Here is a 17589-nt window from a genome sequence, read left to right on the forward strand (position 1 = left end):
TCAAGCCTCCTCTGCGACGGGCTGTGCGTCGAGGCGACGCACGTCGACGAAATGACCGGCGATGGCGGCGGCGGCGGCCATCGCCGGGCTGACCAGATGGGTGCGCCCGCCGTAGCCCTGGCGCCCCTCGAAGTTGCGGTTCGAGGTGGAGGCGCAGTGCTCGCCGGCACCGAGCTTGTCGGCATTCATCGCCAGACACATGGAGCAGCCCGGCTCACGCCACTCGAAGCCCGCCTCGATGAAGATTTTGTCGAGCCCCTCGGCCTCGGCCTGGCGCTTCACCAGACCGGAGCCCGGCACCACCATGGCGAGCTTGATGGAATCTGCCACCTTCTTGCCGCGTGCCACCTTGGCCGCCTCGCGCAGATCCTCGATGCGCGAGTTGGTGCACGAGCCGATGAACACCTTGTCGAGCTTGATATCACTGATCTTCTGCTTGGGCACGAGGCCCATGTACTCCAACGCACGGGTGTAGCCACGCTTGAGCGTCTCGTCGCCCTGCTCGGCCGGGTCGGGCACTTCGCCGGAGATGCCGGTGACCATCTCGGGGCTGGTACCCCAGCTCACCTGAGGTTCGATATCGGCGGCATCCAATGTGACCACCTTGTCGAACTGGGCGTCCGCATCGGAGACCAGGTTGTGCCAGTCCGCCACGGCGGCCTTCCACTGCTCGCCCCGGGGAGCGAAGGGACGCTCGGCGAGATAGTCGATGGTAGTGTCGTCCACGGCGATCAGGCCGACCCGGGCGCCGGCCTCGATGGCCATGTTGCACACCGTCATGCGGCCTTCCATGGAGAGGTCGCGAATGGCGCTGCCGGCGAACTCGATGGCGTAACCGGTGCCGCCGGCGGTGCCGATCTTGCCGATGATGGCCAACACCACGTCCTTGGCGGTCACGCCGGAGCCAAGCTTGCCCTCGACGCGCACCTGCATGTTCTTCATCTTCTGCGCCAGCAGGCACTGGGTGGCGAGCACGTGCTCGACCTCGGAAGTGCCGATGCCGTGGGCGAGCGCGGCGAAGGCGCCGTGGGTGGCGGTATGGGAATCGCCGCACACCACGGTCATGCCGGGCAGCGTGGCGCCCTGCTCCGGGCCCACCACGTGCACGATGCCCTGGCGCGGGTCGTTGATCTTGAACTCCTCGATACCGAACTCGACGCAGTTGTCGTCCAGCGTCTGCACCTGGATCAGCGACACCGGGTCCTTGATGCCGGCATTGCCCTCGGCGCGTTCCTTCAGCGTGGTCGGCACGTTGTGGTCAGGAGTGGCCAGATTGGCGTCGAGACGCCACGGCTTGCGCCCGGCCAGACGCAGCCCCTCGAAGGCCTGCGGCGAGGTCACTTCGTGCAGCAACTGGCGGTCGATGTAGATCAGTGCGGTGCCGTCGTCGCGCTCCTTCACCAGGTGCTGCGACCACAACTTGTCGTAAAGGGTCTGGCCTGCCATATCGTTCTCCCGGGCTCTATGGCCCTTTTGCTCATCCGGTCGGTCCGAGCTGCCCCAATGCCGCGGCTGTTCCGGCGCCGCTCACGCTGCAGCAACCGCCAAGCTTATCCGTACGGGTGATTCACGCTTGGCTCTCGTTGGTGTCATCAAGTCTTGCGCGGCTCGCCCATAAAAGCAATTCATGTTATTTATTCATTGGATTCCATAAAGGAATACAAACGAGAGATGGACACCCAAAGCCTGCAGGCTTTCCTCGCCGTGGCCGACAGCGGCAGCTTCTCCCGCGCCGCAGAGCATCTGTACCTGACCCAGCCGGCGGTCTCCAAGCGCATTGCCACCCTCGAGGAGCAGATCGGTGCCCGCCTGTTCGATCGCATCGGCCGCCGTGTCACCCTCACCGAGGCGGGCCGGGTGCTGCTGCCCCGCGCCCGTGAAATTCTCGTCATGGTGGACGACAGCCGCCGCGCATTGACCAATCTCGAAGGCCAGGTGGCCGGCAACCTGACCCTCGCCACCAGCCACCATATCGGCCTGCACCGCCTGCCACCGCTGCTCAAGACTTACACCCAGGCCCACCCAGAGGTGCGACTCGACCTGCGTTTCCTCGACTCGGAGCAGGCCTACCAGGGCGTGCTGGACGGCGAGCTGGAGATCGCCGTGGTAACCCTGGCGCCGCACCCGGACCCGCAGCTCGACGTGGTACCGGTCTGGCAGGACCGCATGTGCTTCGTCTGCGCCCACGATCACCCACTGACCGGATACGGGAAGCTCTCGCTCCATGAACTGTGCGCCTTCGATGCGGTGCTCCCCGGTTCGCTGACCTTCACCCGCACGCTGGTCGAATCACGCTTTGCCGCCGCCGGTCTCGAGCTGCCGGTGGCGCTCTCCACCAATTACCTCGAAACCCTCAAGATGATGACCGCCATCGGCCTGGGCTGGAGTCTGCTGCCGGAGCGACTGGTCGCGGGCGATCTCCACGAGCTAGATGTGGCGCACCCAGACATTCACCGCTCGCTGGGTTATCTGGTGCACCGCAGCCGTACGCTTTCCAATGCCGCACGAGCGATGCTCAGGCTACTTGAAGAGGCGCGTGATGCGGCGAGTCGCGAGAGATAGGCAGACATTGTTAGACTGCTCATGAAAAAGAAGAGCCGCCTCGACTCGCCGGAGCCCCATTCCTCGTGTCCCCACCCGATTCGCCACCGACATCGTTGCGTCATGCCCTGGCAGGCATGCTGATCCTGCTCGGCCTGGTGCAGCAGATCCTTGGCTTCGCCGGGCTGTCGCCGCTGCCGCACGGCGTCGGCTACGCGCTGTGGCTGGCCACCTTTCTACTATGGCCAGACATACCACGCCGCACCCGTTGGCAGGCCGGTGCATTGGCCGCCATCGGCCTCGGGATGCTGATCCTGGCGGGTTGGCGCTACGGCGCCGATATCGCTTGGCCGGCAGTCACCAGCGGCAACAGCTATGTGGTGGCCATGCTGGTCGGCGTCAGCTTCATCGGGCTGATAGGCAACCGCAGCGGCAAGACGCGACCGCTCGGCCGTCCGATAACGGGCCGCCGAGGCACCCTGGGCACCTGGCTCGGCGTCCACCTGCTCGGCACCATCCTCAACCTCTCGACCGTGTTCATGATCGGCGACCGTCTCGCCCGGCGCGGCCCGTTGACCACGCCCCAACTGTTGGCACTCAACCGAGGGCTCTCCAGCGCCGCGCTGTGGTCGCCCTTCTTCGCCTCCATGGGGGTGGTAATGACCCTGGCGCCGGACATGGCATATTCTCGCATCCTGACGGTGGGGCTGCCGCTGGCGCTGCTCAGCGGTCTCCTGACCACGCTCGAACTGTCGCGCCGCTTCGATCTCGCCGAGGTAGCGGGCTTCTCGCTGTCACCTCGCAGCCTACTGATGCCGGTAGCGATGGCAGCCCTGGTCATGCTGTTTCACTTCAAGCTGACGCCATACCTGAGCATCGTCAGCATTATCACCTTTCTGCTACCGGCAGTGGCACTGGCCAGTAATCTCACAGCCGGACCACGCTGGACCCTGCGCCGAGTGCGCCAGCACACCCTCACGCGCCTGCCAGCGATGCGCGGCGAGATCGCCCTGTTCCTCTCGGCAGGCCTGCTGACCATGGGACTTTCTACTTTCGTCGTCGCGGCGACAGGCAGCGAATGGCGACTTTTCCCTCATTTCGGCCCGGTCCAGGCCGTGACCAGCTTCCTCGCCATCGTTGTCAGCGCCGTAGCCGGGCTGCACCCGATCATCGGCGTCTCGGTGCTGGCCTCGATGCTGGACCTGCGTGGCAACGAGCAGACGCTATTTGCCTTCACCGCCCTGGCCTCCTGGGCGGTGGGCACCTCGGTGGGGCCGCTGTCGGGGATCAATCTTTCATTGCAGGGCCGCTACGGCGTCAGCGGTTATCGCATGATGCGTCACAACCTGGGTTACGCCCTGCTGCTCAGCGGACTAGTAGTGGTGTCGATACTCGCGCTCCATGCCTGGCTGTGAGGACCGATCAAAGTAGCAGCGCCGCAGCGGGCCGGCATGGCACCAACCCGCCAACTCAGGGCTCGCTTATTGCGATAGGCGATAGAAGTAGCGGTGCCCGCACCGATGGCAAGGCTCGATGCGCTTCACACCCTCCAGTTCGACCACCGCATCGCAGTGCACGCAAGCCATGCGCCCAGGTGCCGCTACCTCACCTTCGCAGTAGTCGGCCCGGGCTGCTTCCAGGTCTTCATTGAGTTGTGCGTTCTCGACAATGCTGCGGTCGGCAATGGAGAACAGTGACTCCACCACTCGGCGCGAGAGATGATCGAGGTCGATGCCCAACCAAGCGGCCACACCACGACCACCTGCCCGCAGGTAGCGGCGCATGTCGATCAGGTCACGCTCGACCCAGGCGCGCAGCAGGGCGAGTTCGTCCTTGGTGAACTCCTCCAGTTCGGCCTCGAACTCTACCGCCTCGTCCAATTCCCGCTGAAGGTTCTCCCAGGTCAGATCATCCGCACCCTCACGCAGCCTGCCAAGCATGCGCTCATAGCCCTCACGCAGCCGATGTTCGCGATGGGAGTCGGGACGTTCGCTCATGGTCATCTCCTCGAAGCGGTTTTCGGCATGGACCGGGCATGGCCGGGCATGCGCTACTGGGGTATCCTTGGTTACCATTTAGACGCCATCCCGCCGTCAGTTCAACGTTTTATCGTGAGACTGCCGGCCGGCAATGACGTCGGACAACTTTCTGCGCAAGCGCACGGCGCGCCGTGCCCGAACACATTAAGGTCATTTCGAAAGCCGATGGATGCCCAGTACAAGCCCTTTGAGATAGAACGCGACGCCCAGAACTTCTGGGAGAAGAACCAGTGCTTCAAGGCGGTGGAGGATGCCAGCCGCGAGAAGTTCTACTGCCTGTCGATGTTCCCCTACCCCAGTGGCAAGCTGCACATGGGGCACGTGCGCAACTACACCATCGGCGACGTGGTCTCGCGCTTCCAGCGCATGCAGGGCAGGAACGTGATGCAGCCCATGGGCTGGGACGCCTTCGGCATGCCGGCCGAGAACGCGGCGATCCAGAACCGGGTGCCGCCGGCCAAGTGGACCTATGACAACATCGACTACATGCGTAGCCAGCTCCAGGCGTTGGGGTTCGCCTACGATTGGAGCCGCGAGTTCGCCACCTGCGATACCGACTACTACCGCTGGGAGCAGTGGTTCTTCGCCAAGCTGGTGGAAAAGGGGCTGGTCTACAAGAAGATGTCCACGGTCAACTGGGACCCGGTGGACCAGACCGTGCTGGCCAACGAACAGGTCATCGAGGGCCGCGGCTGGCGCTCCGGTGCACTGGTGGAGCGCAAGGAGATCCCGCTGTGGTTCCTGCGCATCACCGACTACGCCGACGAGCTGCTTGCCGACCTCGACAAGATCGAGTGGCCCGAGCAGGTCAAGACCATGCAGCGCAACTGGATCGGCAAGTCGCGTGGCGTGGAGCTCAGCTTCGATATCAAGGCTGCCGACGGCAGCGTGGCAGAACCGCTTTCGGTCTACACCACTCGCCCCGATACCCTGCTGGGGGTCACCTACGTGGCGGTGGCGGCCGCGCATCCGCTGGCCAAAGCCGCGGCTGAAGACAATGCCGAGCTGGCAGCCTTCTGCGAGGAATGCGCCCGGGGCGGCACCTCCGAGGCGGAGCTGGCCACCAAGGAGAAGCGCGGCATGCCTACCGGCCATATGGCCGTGCATCCGCTTACCGGTCGCGAGGTGCCCGTTTACGTTGCCAACTTCGTACTGATGGAGTTCGGCACCGGGGCGGTGATGGCGGTTCCCGGCCATGACCAGCGGGACTGGGAGTTCGCCACCAAGTACGACCTGCCCATCGAGGCAGTCATTGCCGACGAGAGCGGCCAGGCCCCGGATCTCTCGCAAGGCGCCTACGTGGAATACGGCGTGCTGATCAACTCCGGGGAGTTCGACGGCCTGGACTTCGATGCCGCCTTCGAGACCATCGCCGGCAGGCTGGCTGAGCTGGGTCGCGGCGAGGTGAAGATCAACTATCGCCTGCGTGACTGGGGAGTGGCCCGCCAGCGCTACTGGGGCGCACCGATCCCGGTCAAGTACGGCCCCGAAGGGCAGACCGTGCCGCTCTCCGACGACGAGCTGCCCGTCGCCCTGCCCATGGAGGTCACCGTCGATGCCAGCGGCTCGCCGCTGAAGCGTATGCCCGAGTTCTATGAGCTGGGCGACGGCTGGGTGCGCGAGACCGATACCTTCGATACCTTCATGGAGTCGTCCTGGTACTTTGCCCGCTTCTGCTGTGCCGACAATCGCGACGCCATGCTCGACGAGCGCGCTGACTACTGGCTGCCGGTGGATCTCTACATCGGCGGTATCGAGCACGCCATCCTGCACCTGCTCTACGCGCGCTTCTTCACCAAGCTTATGCGCGACCTGGGCCTGGTGAAGGTCGACGAACCGTTCCAGCGCCTACTCACCCAGGGCATGGTGATCGCCGAGACCTTCTACCGCTCGACGCCGAACGGTGGCAAGGAGTGGTTCAATCCCGCCGACGTGGAGGTCAAGCGAGACGACAAGGGCCGCCCGGTCAGCGCGGTGCTCATCAGTGACGGCCAACCGGTGGAGATGGGCGGCATCGAGAAGATGTCAAAGTCGAAGAACAACGGCGTCGATCCGCAGTCTATGATCGACCGCTTCGGCGCAGACACCGTGCGCCTGTTCATGATGTTCGCGGCGCCGCCCGAGCAGTCGCTGGAGTGGTCCGACTCGGGCGTCGAGGGTGCCAGCCGCTTCCTCAAGCGCCTGTGGCGCATTGTGTTTGAACACCTCGAGGCCGGCCAGCCGGGCAAGCTGGACACCGTGGCACTCAACGACGCCCAGCGTGAACTGCGGCGCAAGACCCACGAAACGATCAAGAAGGCCAGCGACGATATCGGCCGGCGCACCACCTTCAACACTGCCATCGCTGCGGTGATGGAGCTGAGCAACGCCCTTGCCAAGTTCGACGACGCCACGCCCCAGGGCCTGGCCGTGGCCCGCGAGGCCGTGGAAGCCTGCGTGCTGCTGCTGGCACCGATCACGCCGCATGCCTGCCATGCGCTGTGGCGCGAGCTGGGCCATGAAGAGCCAGCCATCGACGCCCCCTGGCCGAAGGTGGACGAATCGGCTCTCGCGCGCGACACCATCGAGCTGGTGGTACAGGTCAACGGCAAGCTGCGCGCCCGCATCGAGGTAGCGGCCGAGGCTTCCAAGGAAGCCATCGAAGCCGAAGCCTTCGCCGCCGAGAACGTGCAGCGCCATACCGAGGGCAAGGTGGTACGCAAGGTGATCGTGGTGCCGGGCAAATTGGTCAATATCGTGGTGAGCTGACGCAGACCGAACGGGAGCCCCCATGCAGCGACGCGATTTTCTCAACCTCGCCATGGCCGCCGGGGCGGCCATGGCACTGGCCGGCTGCGGCTTTCGCCTGCGCGGCTTCGATACGCCGGGACTAGCCCTGGAAGAACTCGCACTGGCGGGAGACGACAGCGAGCTGGCCCGCCTGGTGGAAGAGCGCCTGACAGCGATCGGCACCCGGGTTAACGACAACGCTCCGCTGGTGCTCAATCTCGGCCCGGAGACTTTCCGTGAACGCCAGCTCAGCGTTCTCGACAGCGGTCCTCAAGAGCTGGAGATGTCGCTCACGGTACCCTTCTCGGTACAACAGCGTAGCGACGGGGCCTATCGCCTCTCCGAACAGCGCCTCGAGGTATCGACCCGATTCACCGTCAGCGACGACAATCTGCTGGCTCAGGATGATCTCCGCGAGGAAGCGCGCCAGGACCTGCGTCAGGAGGCCCAGCGCCGCTTGTTCGACCGTCTGCGCGCAGTGACCGACGGCTCGTGAATATTAACTCCCTACTGCTCGCATGAAGGCGCGCTCATGAAGGTCTTTGCCGACAAGCTTCCGGAAGCGCTGGCCAAGAAATTGCCCCCGGTGGTAATCGTGGCCGGTGAGGAGCCGCTACAGCACATGGAAGCCTGCGACGCCGTGCGCAGCGCGGCCCGCGAGCGGGGCATCGATGAGCGCGACATCCTTCACGTGGAGGCCAACTTCGCCTGGGGCCGGCTGCGCGAGGCTGCCGCCAGCCTGTCGCTGTTTGCCTCGCGCAAGGTGATCGAGCTGCGTCTGGGTAGCCAGAGCCTCGGCCAGGAGGGCGCCAAGGCACTGAAGGAGTACGCCGAAGCACCGGGCAACCGTGACAACGTCTTGCTCGTCAGCATGGGCAAGCTCGATTTCCGCCAGCAGAAGAGTGCCTGGTTCCAGGCGCTCGACAAACTCGGGTTGTTCGTCCCGGTGTGGCCGGTAGACATGGCGAGACTGGGCTTCTGGCTACGCGACCGCGCCGAGCGCCACGGTTTGTCGCTCGAGCTGGATGCCGCCCGCCTGCTCGGCGAGCGCACCGAAGGCAACTTGCTCGCAGCAGATCAGGAACTGCAGAAGCTGGCCCTTCTGTTGCCCCCAGGCACACGCGTGGACCCTGCACAGATTGCTGGCGGCGTGGAAGACAGCGCTCGCTATGACGTCTTCACCCTGACCGATGCCTGCCTCAAGGGGGAGCGCGAACGCGTCTCGCGCATCGTTCGGGGCCTGCGTGGGGAAGGCGTCGAGGCCCCCATCGTGCTGTGGGCGCTGACCCGCGAGCTGCGCACCCTGCTGTCGCTGCATCAACACCTCGACCAGGGCCAGAGTTTCGAACACGCCTGCAAGGCACAGAAACCGGCGATCTTCGACAAGCGCCGCCCAGCCTACCAACAGGCCATCTCGCGCCTGCCAAGGAAACGCCTGCACAAGCTGCTGCTGTTTTCCCAGCGCCTCGATCTCTCGATCAAGGGCGCCGCCCATTTGCCGCTGTGGGAGGGGCTACACGACCTGGCACTGACCCTGGCGGGTGGCCGCGGCCTGCTCGCTGAGCTGCCCTCCTCTTATCGTGTGGGATAAGCTGGTCACTGCATCTCGATTATTTCGACATATCGATTTATGCAAGGGCATGAAATTTCACGCGCTTTCTGCTTATACTTATACAGCATCGCTGGAGCAAGTGGACCTCTGCGCTCACCGAACCGGGAGCGCTGGATCATTCAAGAGCCGGAAGCCTTACCTCAAGAAGAAGGAACACTGATCATGAAAACACTCCGCCGCTTTCTCAGTCCCCTGCTGATTCTCGCCCTGGTACTCGGCAGCGTCTCGGTATCGGCCGCGCCGCTTCCCGCCAGCGAGCTGGTCTCTACCCAGGCAGCCCTCTCGGCCGAACGAGCCGACGCCGACCGGGAGCGAATCAACGAGATCCTCTCTCGGGCCGACGTTCAGGAACAGCTCGTCGCCCAGGGGGTGGACCCGGCCGAAGTCGAAGCCCGCGTGGCCGCTCTTTCTGACGAAGAGGCCCGTCAGATGGCCGAGCAGCTCGACCAGTTGCCCGCCGGTGCCAGCGTCGTAGGTGCCCTGGTCCTCATCTTCCTTGTCCTGCTGGTCACCGACATCCTGGGTCTGACCAACGTCTTCCCCTTCACCCGCTGATGAAAGACGACATGCAGAACCGTTTCATGCCACTACGCAAGAACGCCCGCTTCGCGGGCGTTTTTCTGATGGGACTGTGGCTGTTCATGCTGGTGGGTTGCGCCTCGACGCCGCGCCTGACCGAAAGTACGGAGCAGGCCTTGCCGCAGCAAACGCTGATCGAGGACGTTCCATTCCACGCCCAACGAGAATATCAGTGTGGACCCGCTTCGCTAGCCATGGTGCTCAACCATGACGGTGCGGACGTAGCCATGGAGCGCCTGATTCCACAGGTCTTCCTGCCCGGTCGCGAGGGAAGCGTTCAACCCGAGATGCTTGCCACGGTGAGACGCCACGGCCGTATTCCTTACGTCCTCGACAACAGCTTCGATGCGCTGCTCACCGAAATCGCCGCCGGCCACCCTGTCGTCGTCATGCAGAACCTTGCCCTTCCGGCATGGCCGATGTGGCATTACGCCGTGGCCATCGGCTACGATCTGGAAGCCGAGGAAATGACCGTGCACAGCGGAGAAGAAGCGGCGCGCATCGAATCCTTCCGCCGCTTTGATGCCACCTGGGCACGCAGCGATCGCTGGGCTTTCGTCGCCCTGGCTCCCGGCGAGATGCCTAGCGGTATCGGTGAGCAGCACGCGCTACAGGCGATCGCTGCCTTCGAGCAGGTGCAGGGGGCCGAAGCAGCCGTCCCGGCCTGGGAGGCTTTGGTGGCACGCTTCCCCGATTCCGGCATGGGGTACTTTGCATTGGGTAATGCCCGCCATGCCGCAGGAGATGCATCGGGCGCCATAGCGGCATTTCGCGCATCGGTAGCGCATCGGGACGACTTGGGCGTAGCATGGCTGAACTTGGGGCTGCTGTTGGGCGCGCAGGGCGAAACCGGCGAGGCTCGCCAGGCCTTGGGCCGCGCCGCTGATCTGCCTGGCCAGTGGCAGCCACGCGCCAGGGAGGCGCTGCAGCGGTTGTAGCCCGGCTCAGCCAAAGAGAGTCGATAGCATTAAAGGGAGACGGCGTGAGCTACGAGATCGTACTCAAGCGAATCTATAGCCCGGGCGAACCAACGGACGGTGCCCGGGTTCTGGTCGATCGCCTCTGGCCTCGCGGAAAGAGGCGCGAGAGCCTGGCGCTGACGGAGTGGTATCGTGACGCGTCGCCCTCGCCCTCGCTGAGTCGCCAACTACGTCAGGACGAGATCAGCCCCAAGGTCTTTGCCGTGCGTTATCGTGGCGAGCTGAGGGATCATCCCGAGAACCTGGTTCCCTTGATGCGCTATGCCCGCCAAGGGAAGTTGACGCTGCTATCCGCCGCCCGCAATCTCGAGGAGTCCTACCTACCACTGTTGCAGCAGGCTCTGCTTGAAGCACTGCGGCATGAGGACGTGGAGGATCTGGAACTGGCCTCGCCGCCTTGCTATCGGCACCAAGTACCGGACGAGTAAATGTCCAATGCCAGCTACCTCGGCACCACTGCGAGGCTTCTCATCCTCTCGACCCTGCGCGCATGCATCTCCTGATCCGACCCCTTGCTTGGCCATCGAACAGGTAATAGAGCAGATATGCCAGCACCGTAGGATCACGTAATTCCAGGCAAGCCCTCACCAGTAGGTTCAAGTCGATCTCAGTTCCTGCACTCCTGCACAGGGATACATAGCGCTTGAGGAAAAGCCTCATACGTCGATGGATGAACGTGGTGAGCTGCCTGTCCCTCACTTTCCGGTTGAGCATCAGGAGGGTCCTGACGGTAGCATGCATGCCCTGAACGTGCTTGGGAACCTTGTGCTGGGTCATGGTCGAGTTCAGTCTTATGCGTCTTTCAAAGTAAACCCGCTGTGTCACCAGACAGCGTCTAGCGGCCATCACCAATGGGTAGAGGATGCATTCATCCTCATGAAAGTGTTGGATGAACCTAAGCGAGGCATCGGTCCATAGACGGCGCCTGCTCATGTACAGACAGGTCGAGGCGGAAAATCTTCCGCTAGCACGGAACGCTTCGAGCAGTTCTATCGAGGACTCGAAGACTCCATCAAATCCCCTGTCATATTCCAGTTGGATGACGCTTTCGTCGATGCCGTCATAAAAGCTCCTTCCCGAGAAGAAAATAATATCTGGGAAAGCATTATCCTCTGCCAAATCTTTCATATCGGATATGAAATCCGGCGTTACCAAGTCATCCGAATCGAAAAAATACACATATTCACAGCTAGCCAACGAAAGCCCCAGGTTTCTAGCGCACCCTTGCCCTTGGTTTCTGGTAGATAGTATTTTGACAGGGTAAGGGTGCTGAAATTTTTCAACCAATGCCAGTGTATCATCCGCACTGCCATCATCGACGACGATGACTTCATCGGGGAGAGTCTCCTGATGTGCCATGGAGGTGAGTGCCTCCTCCATGTAGCGCGAGACGTTGAATGCCGGCATAATCACACTAATGCTAGCCTTTTTCATTATCGCTCCATATCGATATCACATATCATTTTCTTTGCCCATCTCGCATGCATCTTCTGGCAAAGAAAATCATTCTATTACTGGTATAATTTCTTCTGTAGTAAAGATGACTTCTCCCAAACCCCCAAATCACAAGCGTGGAGATCTTCTCACGCAGACACATTCTCTCGACAAAGACCTCATCCAAGTCGATTATTATCTTCGAGCCGTCCTGCACATTAAGCACCTCTCTGAGCTTCTTATCGGAAAGTATTTCCATAATATGGAATGGCGTGCCTTGCCAGCGATATATCCATACAGGCTGGCCGGCTATGAAAGCCGGCCAGATAAAACGCCTTCCGTTATCGAATTTCTTTGCGCAGGCGACGCGCAGCTTGACTCCATCATCAAGAACGATATTCAAGGAACCAGGGAAGATGCGCAGCCCCGTGAGGTTCTCGATTTCCTCGACGGAATGAGTTATATGCTCGTTAGCCCTCCCCCTGCCCGAAGATACGACCCCCTCAACCCTTCTCATTATCCATCCCCTCGAGTCGAATCTTAATGGATAGATTTTCCAATCACATTGAAACTCGGTTTAACTTGGTGCTTCACCTTTCTCAATACCTTATTAGCGAGGCGAACAGGTTTCATGGCCATTTTTCCGAAAACCCCCAACTCTCTCTCGCCGAACATCGACTCACTTAGCAATCTCACCACTTCCTTGTTAATATTGACCCCAACATCTATAGGCTTTTCGTAATAATAGTTATTGGATTTAAGATATCCTTTGAGCAGACCACCCATTTGCAGATTATCATGCACATTTACATCTTGATACCAAACCCACTGTTTTTCCCTTGCAATCTCTTCGAGAAGCTCGACATAACTTTCGCTAACTCGACTCTTATGAACTTTACAATGATAAAGCAGTGAAAAGAAGAGATCCTCCAACTCAGGGACAAAGAAATTCCCATGCTTTTTCCTGCGTTCCAGCATGTCCTTTTCCCAAGAACAAGGATAATATCCATCGCCCACGAATCGGATATCGACAGGTATTGTATTGCCTGCAATGTCGATAGTTCCTTTGTACGGCCTCCCACTCTTCTGGTAGACGTTGGCCGCCGAGGCCAGTTTCTGGAAGTCGGAGCAAAGAAAATCCACGTCACCACAGCCGGTCTTGACAGGGAGATTCTCGAAATTCCTCAGCACAAGGTATTTTACGGAATTATTCAAAATCTCAAATGGCTCATTCCAGTCCCGCCAGCCATTAGCTCCCTCAAGGTCCTTTTGTATGTCTTTCTTTATAGGGACATCAGAGGATAGGCATTCAGCAAGAAGTTCGCTGCCTAGAACTAGGGATGTCTGAAATATGAATTCTTCGTAATTATTACTGGAGTGCACCTGGTATGCCTTGTCGAACCAAGCGCGAAATTCATATTTTTTCTTCACGACATTGCGATTAGAAAGTTCAATATTACCTGACACATTCCGTATCAAGGCATACTGAGGCTCTAGATCCTCAACAATAATGAAGCGAAACGGGGGTTTTCCAATCTTTTTATCATACCCTTTGAAATCAAGTGAACCCGAGGACCTTTGGTAAAGACGTTGTATATTTCTATTATAGTTACGCTCCGACCAGTATATATTATAATCGCCTAAAACATTGAAATTACGCCTTATTCCTTCGACAATCTCACCTTCCTTGCTCCGCCCCCCCTCCCATATGGCAAAACAAGAAAAGTCTCTTCTTACCAGATCTTTCCTTTCCTGCATCACGGCTAGCTCACTCGCAGGCCCACGCCCTTTTTTTTCAAGCTTGAACATGGCGTCAGGCTCGGCCGAACTCCCATTCACACGCCCGATAGTATCCATTTTTCATCTCGCTCTGGCTTTTCAATAGCTAGACGGCTTGTCTGATCACTTCACGTTTCGGCCATAATCGTTCTTGCAAATGCCGCTCGAACCGACGACGGAAAAAGTCGGTAGCCTCTTCCTCTGTATAAAGCCCACGCCGAACATTAGGCCACAAATGGGCCTCCTCGAGCCTGATGACAGGGTTATCCTTATCGAACAGCATGGGAATGCTTTCTATTTCCAAAGCCAGACATATCGCAACGCGATGCCAGCCATGCCTAGGCTGTATGACTTCCTCTCCTTTAGTGGAAAATATTCTAGCTCTTATCAGTCCAAACTCCTCCCTCAGCCCTATGCTCCTGATAGACTCATACGCATCAATGAGTCTTTTCAGCTCCATTTCCACCAACTTGGGGGAGACTGGGCCAAAGCCTTTCCAGCCATCTTCCTCGCGCCAGGCTTCGAAACCATTCTTTTTCGCCTCATCACGCATCAACTTGATGCGGAATTCTCTCTTCTCCTCCGGTGTCGATGCATCCCATGGGTATACATAAGCAAGTGGATCCAGGAGGAGCCATTTCTTGTTGGGCATTACATTCAGGAACTCGGCCACATTTCTTGGCTGAAATTCATTAAAATAATCGGAAAAGAACCGCAGTGCCGCCCCCCTTCCGCCACGTTCATAGACACGAATCACCTCAATCCAGATGTGCATCAGGTTAGTGCTTGCCAGCAGAGCAAGCGGCACGTCTACCACATATCTCCGCTGCTTGCTGACATACATGCCTTCCAGAGGCGTGGGACACCTCCCGGGGGCCCTCATGTCCTGTAAAGGAGCCTGTTGCCTTTCGATCCGGTAACCGGCCAGGCGCAATGGCCCAGCGAGACACGCTCCGACAACTCTCCTTCCCCACGCGCCCAGCGTTCGCTTCATAGCCCCCCCTCAGCCAATAGACTCGGCAACATGCCTCTCTTGTGTAGAGTTTGTCGACGGTTTTCCTCCTTTCGTAATCAAGACGCTAATGCAAGCTCTCGGAAAGAACAAATTGAAACCTTTCGATACTCAAGATCACACAGCTCGCGCAGCGCTGCGTATATCATTTTTCTCATTCTTTTTTGCGAGCCTAGAGCCATGCACCGCGAACGGCGCGTATGACGAAGCGCTAGCGTGGGCGATTCCTTGGGCTGCGCAAGCGGTGCTGCCGGCAAGGACACGTGCCGGTCATGACGACCGGCACGTGAAAGCGGAGGGATCCTGAACGGAAAGGGTCAGAACACCCGATTCAGTCCGTTCTGTGCTGCTACCCGGTAGGCTTCGGCCATGGTGGGGTAGTTGAAGGTGGTGTTGACGAAATACTTGAGGGTGTTGGCTTCGCCCTTTTGCTGCATGATTGCCTGGCCGATGTGCACGATCTCCGAAGCTTGGTCGCCAAAGCAGTGGATACCGTAGATTTCCAAAGTGTCCTGGTGAAACAGGATCTTGAGCATGCCAACCGTATCGCCGGTGATCTGAGCACGGGCGGTATCCTTGAAGAAAGCCTGGGCAACTTCATAGGGCACTTTGGCTTCGGTGAGCTCACGCTCGCTCCGCCCGAACGAGCTGATCTCGGGAATAGTGTAGATGCCTGTCGGCACCTCGTTGACGAAGCGATAGTCGCGTTCGAGCAACTCGTCGCAGGCATTGAGACCCTGGTCATAGGCGGCGCTCGCCAGGCTCGGCCAACCGATCACGTCGCCGGCGGCATAGATGTGCGGGATGGCAGTGCGGTAGTGGTCGTCTACCTGGAGCTGGCCACGGCCGTTGGCTTCGAGACCGATGTTCTCCAGGCCGAGCTCGTCGGTGTTGCCGGTGCGGCCGTTGGCCCAAAGGAAGGCGTCGGCACGCAGTTTCTTGCCCGACTTGAGATAGACCACCACGCCCGACTCGTCTCCCTCGACCCGTTCGTACTCTTCATTGTGGCGGATCAGTACGCCATGCTTGCGTAGATGATAGGAGAGCGCGTCGCTGATCTCGTCATCGAGAAACGACAGTAGACGATCTCGACTGTTGATCAAGTCCACCTTGACGCCGAGTCCGGAGAAGATGGAAGCGTATTCACAACCGATCACACCTGCACCGAAAATGATCAACGTACGCGGCGTATGCGAGAGGCTCAGGATGCTATCGGAATCGTAGATGCGCGGATGTCGAAAATTGATGTCTGCGGGACGATAGGGACGCGAACCGGTGGCAATGATGATTTTCTGCGCCGCCAACTCCTCCAAGGCCTCCTGACGGTCGCGTACCAGTAAGGTGTGCTCGTCCTTGAAGCGGGCCACCCCGCTGAACAGATCAATACGATTGCGCGCATAGAACTTGGTACGCATCTCGACCTGCTGGTCGATGGTGATTCGCGAGCGCTCCATGACTCTGGGAAAGGAGAACCAGCGCGGCTCACCGATATCACGGAACATGCGGTTGGTGTTGAACTGCATGATCTGCTTGACCTGATGGCGAAGAGCCTTGGAGGGAATCGTTCCCCAGTGGGTACAGTTCCCCCCCAGGATCGGCTGCTTCTCCACGACCGCCACCCGCTTGCCATGCTTGGCGGCATTGATCGCCGCGCTCTCGCCGGCGGGCCCGGTACCGATCACCACCACGTCATAGTTATGGATTGCCATGGGCGCTCGCGTCTCCTTTCCCTTGTCGATGTTGGTTTTCGGGGCCAGGCCTGCTGCACGATAATTCGGCTAGTTCTGGCATGGCGAAGGGGCAAGACATGCCTCCCCTAGCGGCGGGTAGCGTCATAGCCCAGATCGGCGCCACGACTCTCGTCGCTCGAACGGCGTGCACTAACTGACTCCCCCTTGCGCTTGCGGTTCTCTTCCTCGCACACCTCGTCCTTGCCGCCGCAGATGTCGCACCCCTCCTTGAGGCCCAGCTTGTTGAGGCCGCCACAGGAGCCGGCAATGGGCTTGCGTCCCATGATCACGCCGATGGCCATACACCCCATGATCAGCAGCATGAAGCCCAGTACAACGAGAAAAGTGGTCATTCTTTCCCTCCAGGCGGCTAGGGCTCGAGCCAAGGCTCAAGGGCCGCGGTATGTTGAATTTCGATACCCTGTGGTGTCTTGACAACAACCCTGGCGGCACTATCCATGTTCTCAGCCAGGAGCAAGGCGTCCGCAGGATCGGCCCGGATCAGTAGACTGGCCTGTTGCATGGCCTCGCTGGCGCTCGGTGCAACGACACTGACCGCCAGGGGGGTCGACAACGTGACCAGTGGAACCACATCCTGCTGGGCAAAGCGCTGCACCAAGGCGGCATCCTGAAGACGCAGATGTCGTGCGCCATCCGGTCCCGAAAGCCCTGCCTGCTCAAGCGATAGGCGCCAGCCATTTTCGGAGGGCTTGCCCCGACCACGCATTACGCCGCCCACTTCGACCAGCATGGCGGCTGGAGCCATGGGATGGTCCTCGAGCCAACGCGTCAACCGATCGACAGCAAGCGAGTGAACGACACGATCCGTCTCTTGCCGCAGGCTCGGCGTGGCTATCCAGAAGTGGCTGAACGCCGCGTCCAGCGCTTGGGTAAAGGTACTTCGCTGACGTTCAAGCGTTGCCAGTTCACCTTGTATGCCGGCCTCGAGTTCAGCAACCTGGGACTGATCGAGGTCGGCATACAAGGTGATATGGTAACCCGTGCCAAGAGTCGTACCGTGGAGATAGTACTCGCTGGCCTGCTCGCGGCAAGCGCTGAGTGCCATGATCAAGGACACTGCCAGAAGGAGCCGGGCTGGCCCACACAGAGCCAG

Annotated in this window: 17 protein-coding genes; 8 read left to right on the forward strand and 9 right to left on the reverse strand. The window is 60.0% G+C overall.

Features of this window, described 5'->3' with window-relative positions:
- Positions 1 to 1446 carry a 3-isopropylmalate dehydratase large subunit gene (gene leuC / locus KPL81_RS09955; RefSeq protein WP_219791771.1) on the reverse strand — a complete coding sequence of 482 codons (1446 nt, stop codon included), beginning with the start codon at positions 1444 to 1446 and terminating at the stop codon, positions 1 to 3.
- Positions 1447 to 1671: 225 nt separating this feature from the next.
- Between leuC and KPL81_RS09960 the strand changes: the two genes are divergently transcribed.
- Entirely contained in the window at positions 1672 to 2562 is an 891-nt protein-coding gene (locus KPL81_RS09960) for a LysR family transcriptional regulator (protein WP_219791773.1), read from the forward strand.
- A gap of 116 nt (positions 2563 to 2678) precedes the next feature.
- Positions 2679 to 3956 carry a hypothetical protein gene (locus KPL81_RS09965; RefSeq protein WP_219792196.1) on the forward strand — a complete coding sequence of 426 codons (1278 nt, stop codon included), beginning with the start codon at positions 2679 to 2681 and terminating at the stop codon, positions 3954 to 3956.
- A 66-nt stretch (positions 3957 to 4022) separates the two neighbouring features.
- Here the strand turns inward: KPL81_RS09965 and KPL81_RS09970 are convergent, their stop codons facing one another.
- A complete protein-coding gene (locus KPL81_RS09970) occupies positions 4023 to 4538 on the reverse strand; it encodes a zinc ribbon-containing protein (protein WP_219791774.1) in 516 nt (171 codons plus the stop codon).
- Positions 4539 to 4745: 207 nt separating this feature from the next.
- Between KPL81_RS09970 and leuS the strand changes: the two genes are divergently transcribed.
- The 6 genes from leuS (at position 4746) to KPL81_RS10000 (ending at position 10948) form a co-directional block, all read left to right on the forward strand.
- Complete coding sequence (leuS, locus tag KPL81_RS09975) at positions 4746 to 7328, forward strand: leucine--tRNA ligase (RefSeq protein WP_219791777.1); 2583 nt, start codon at positions 4746 to 4748, stop codon at positions 7326 to 7328.
- 22 nt (positions 7329 to 7350) lie between these two features.
- Positions 7351 to 7845 (forward strand): LPS-assembly lipoprotein LptE, encoded by a 495-nt coding sequence (locus KPL81_RS09980; RefSeq protein ID WP_219791779.1) that lies wholly within the window; start codon positions 7351 to 7353, stop codon positions 7843 to 7845.
- Between the two features lie 36 nt (positions 7846 to 7881).
- On the forward strand, positions 7882 to 8940 hold the full coding sequence (gene holA / locus KPL81_RS09985) for a DNA polymerase III subunit delta (RefSeq protein ID WP_219791781.1): 1059 nt from the start codon (positions 7882 to 7884) through the stop codon (positions 8938 to 8940).
- A gap of 183 nt (positions 8941 to 9123) precedes the next feature.
- Complete coding sequence (locus KPL81_RS09990) at positions 9124 to 9516, forward strand: PA2779 family protein (RefSeq protein WP_209472816.1); 393 nt, start codon at positions 9124 to 9126, stop codon at positions 9514 to 9516.
- Between the two features lie 11 nt (positions 9517 to 9527).
- Positions 9528 to 10478 carry a PA2778 family cysteine peptidase gene (locus KPL81_RS09995; RefSeq protein WP_219791783.1) on the forward strand — a complete coding sequence of 317 codons (951 nt, stop codon included), beginning with the start codon at positions 9528 to 9530 and terminating at the stop codon, positions 10476 to 10478.
- Positions 10479 to 10522: 44 nt separating this feature from the next.
- Positions 10523 to 10948 carry a DUF488 domain-containing protein gene (locus tag KPL81_RS10000; RefSeq protein ID WP_219791785.1) on the forward strand — a complete coding sequence of 142 codons (426 nt, stop codon included), beginning with the start codon at positions 10523 to 10525 and terminating at the stop codon, positions 10946 to 10948.
- Between the two features lie 40 nt (positions 10949 to 10988).
- On the opposite strand, the gene KPL81_RS10005 is transcribed toward KPL81_RS10000, so the two are convergent.
- From KPL81_RS10005 to KPL81_RS10035, 7 genes are all read right to left on the reverse strand, one after another.
- Positions 10989 to 11954, reverse strand: coding sequence for a glycosyltransferase (locus KPL81_RS10005; protein ID WP_219791787.1), 966 nt, complete (start codon positions 11952 to 11954; stop codon positions 10989 to 10991).
- A 25-nt stretch (positions 11955 to 11979) separates the two neighbouring features.
- Positions 11980 to 12471 (reverse strand): DUF120 domain-containing protein, encoded by a 492-nt coding sequence (locus KPL81_RS10010; RefSeq protein WP_219791789.1) that lies wholly within the window; start codon positions 12469 to 12471, stop codon positions 11980 to 11982.
- Positions 12472 to 12494: 23 nt separating this feature from the next.
- Entirely contained in the window at positions 12495 to 13763 is a 1269-nt protein-coding gene (locus tag KPL81_RS10015; protein ID WP_219791791.1) for a hypothetical protein, read from the reverse strand.
- 76 nt (positions 13764 to 13839) lie between these two features.
- Complete coding sequence (locus KPL81_RS10020) at positions 13840 to 14577, reverse strand: hypothetical protein (RefSeq protein ID WP_219791793.1); 738 nt, start codon at positions 14575 to 14577, stop codon at positions 13840 to 13842.
- Between the two features lie 485 nt (positions 14578 to 15062).
- On the reverse strand, positions 15063 to 16454 hold the full coding sequence (gene sthA, locus KPL81_RS10025) for a Si-specific NAD(P)(+) transhydrogenase (protein ID WP_219791796.1): 1392 nt from the start codon (positions 16452 to 16454) through the stop codon (positions 15063 to 15065).
- Positions 16455 to 16561: 107 nt separating this feature from the next.
- On the reverse strand, positions 16562 to 16828 hold the full coding sequence (nqrM, locus tag KPL81_RS10030; RefSeq protein WP_219791798.1) for a (Na+)-NQR maturation NqrM: 267 nt from the start codon (positions 16826 to 16828) through the stop codon (positions 16562 to 16564).
- A 17-nt stretch (positions 16829 to 16845) separates the two neighbouring features.
- Positions 16846 to 17541 (reverse strand): hypothetical protein, encoded by a 696-nt coding sequence (locus KPL81_RS10035; RefSeq protein WP_219791799.1) that lies wholly within the window; start codon positions 17539 to 17541, stop codon positions 16846 to 16848.
- Positions 17542 to 17589: the final 48 nt, after the last annotated feature.

Origin of the sequence: Billgrantia antri (assembly GCF_019430905.1) — a bacterium.
In the GTDB taxonomy this organism is placed as follows: Bacteria; Pseudomonadota; Gammaproteobacteria; order Pseudomonadales; family Halomonadaceae; genus Halomonas; species Halomonas antri.

Excerpts from the sequence above, each read along its gene's own strand:
- KPL81_RS09965 (WP_219792196.1), top strand. The coding sequence starts at position 2,679 with ATGCTGATCCTGCTCGGCCTGGTGCAGCAGATCCTTGGCTTCGCCGGG.
- KPL81_RS10010 (WP_219791789.1), bottom strand. The coding sequence starts at position 12,471 with ATGAGAAGGGTTGAGGGGGTCGTATCTTCGGGCAGGGGGAGGGCTAAC.
- KPL81_RS10015 (WP_219791791.1), bottom strand. The coding sequence starts at position 13,763 with ATGTTCAAGCTTGAAAAAAAAGGGCGTGGGCCTGCGAGTGAGCTAGCC.
- leuC (WP_219791771.1), bottom strand. The coding sequence starts at position 1,446 with ATGGCAGGCCAGACCCTTTACGACAAGTTGTGGTCGCAGCACCTGGTG.
- nqrM (WP_219791798.1), bottom strand. The coding sequence starts at position 16,828 with ATGACCACTTTTCTCGTTGTACTGGGCTTCATGCTGCTGATCATGGGG.
- KPL81_RS10020 (WP_219791793.1), bottom strand. The coding sequence starts at position 14,577 with ATGTATGTCAGCAAGCAGCGGAGATATGTGGTAGACGTGCCGCTTGCT.
- holA (WP_219791781.1), top strand. The coding sequence starts at position 7,882 with ATGAAGGTCTTTGCCGACAAGCTTCCGGAAGCGCTGGCCAAGAAATTG.
- KPL81_RS09995 (WP_219791783.1), top strand. The coding sequence starts at position 9,528 with ATGCAGAACCGTTTCATGCCACTACGCAAGAACGCCCGCTTCGCGGGC.
- sthA (WP_219791796.1), bottom strand. The coding sequence starts at position 16,454 with ATGGCAATCCATAACTATGACGTGGTGGTGATCGGTACCGGGCCCGCC.
- KPL81_RS09990 (WP_209472816.1), top strand. The coding sequence starts at position 9,124 with ATGAAAACACTCCGCCGCTTTCTCAGTCCCCTGCTGATTCTCGCCCTG.
- leuS (WP_219791777.1), top strand. The coding sequence starts at position 4,746 with ATGGATGCCCAGTACAAGCCCTTTGAGATAGAACGCGACGCCCAGAAC.
- KPL81_RS09970 (WP_219791774.1), bottom strand. The coding sequence starts at position 4,538 with ATGAGCGAACGTCCCGACTCCCATCGCGAACATCGGCTGCGTGAGGGC.
- KPL81_RS09960 (WP_219791773.1), top strand. The coding sequence starts at position 1,672 with ATGGACACCCAAAGCCTGCAGGCTTTCCTCGCCGTGGCCGACAGCGGC.
- KPL81_RS10005 (WP_219791787.1), bottom strand. The coding sequence starts at position 11,954 with ATGAAAAAGGCTAGCATTAGTGTGATTATGCCGGCATTCAACGTCTCG.
- KPL81_RS10035 (WP_219791799.1), bottom strand. The coding sequence starts at position 17,541 with ATGGCACTCAGCGCTTGCCGCGAGCAGGCCAGCGAGTACTATCTCCAC.
- KPL81_RS09980 (WP_219791779.1), top strand. The coding sequence starts at position 7,351 with ATGCAGCGACGCGATTTTCTCAACCTCGCCATGGCCGCCGGGGCGGCC.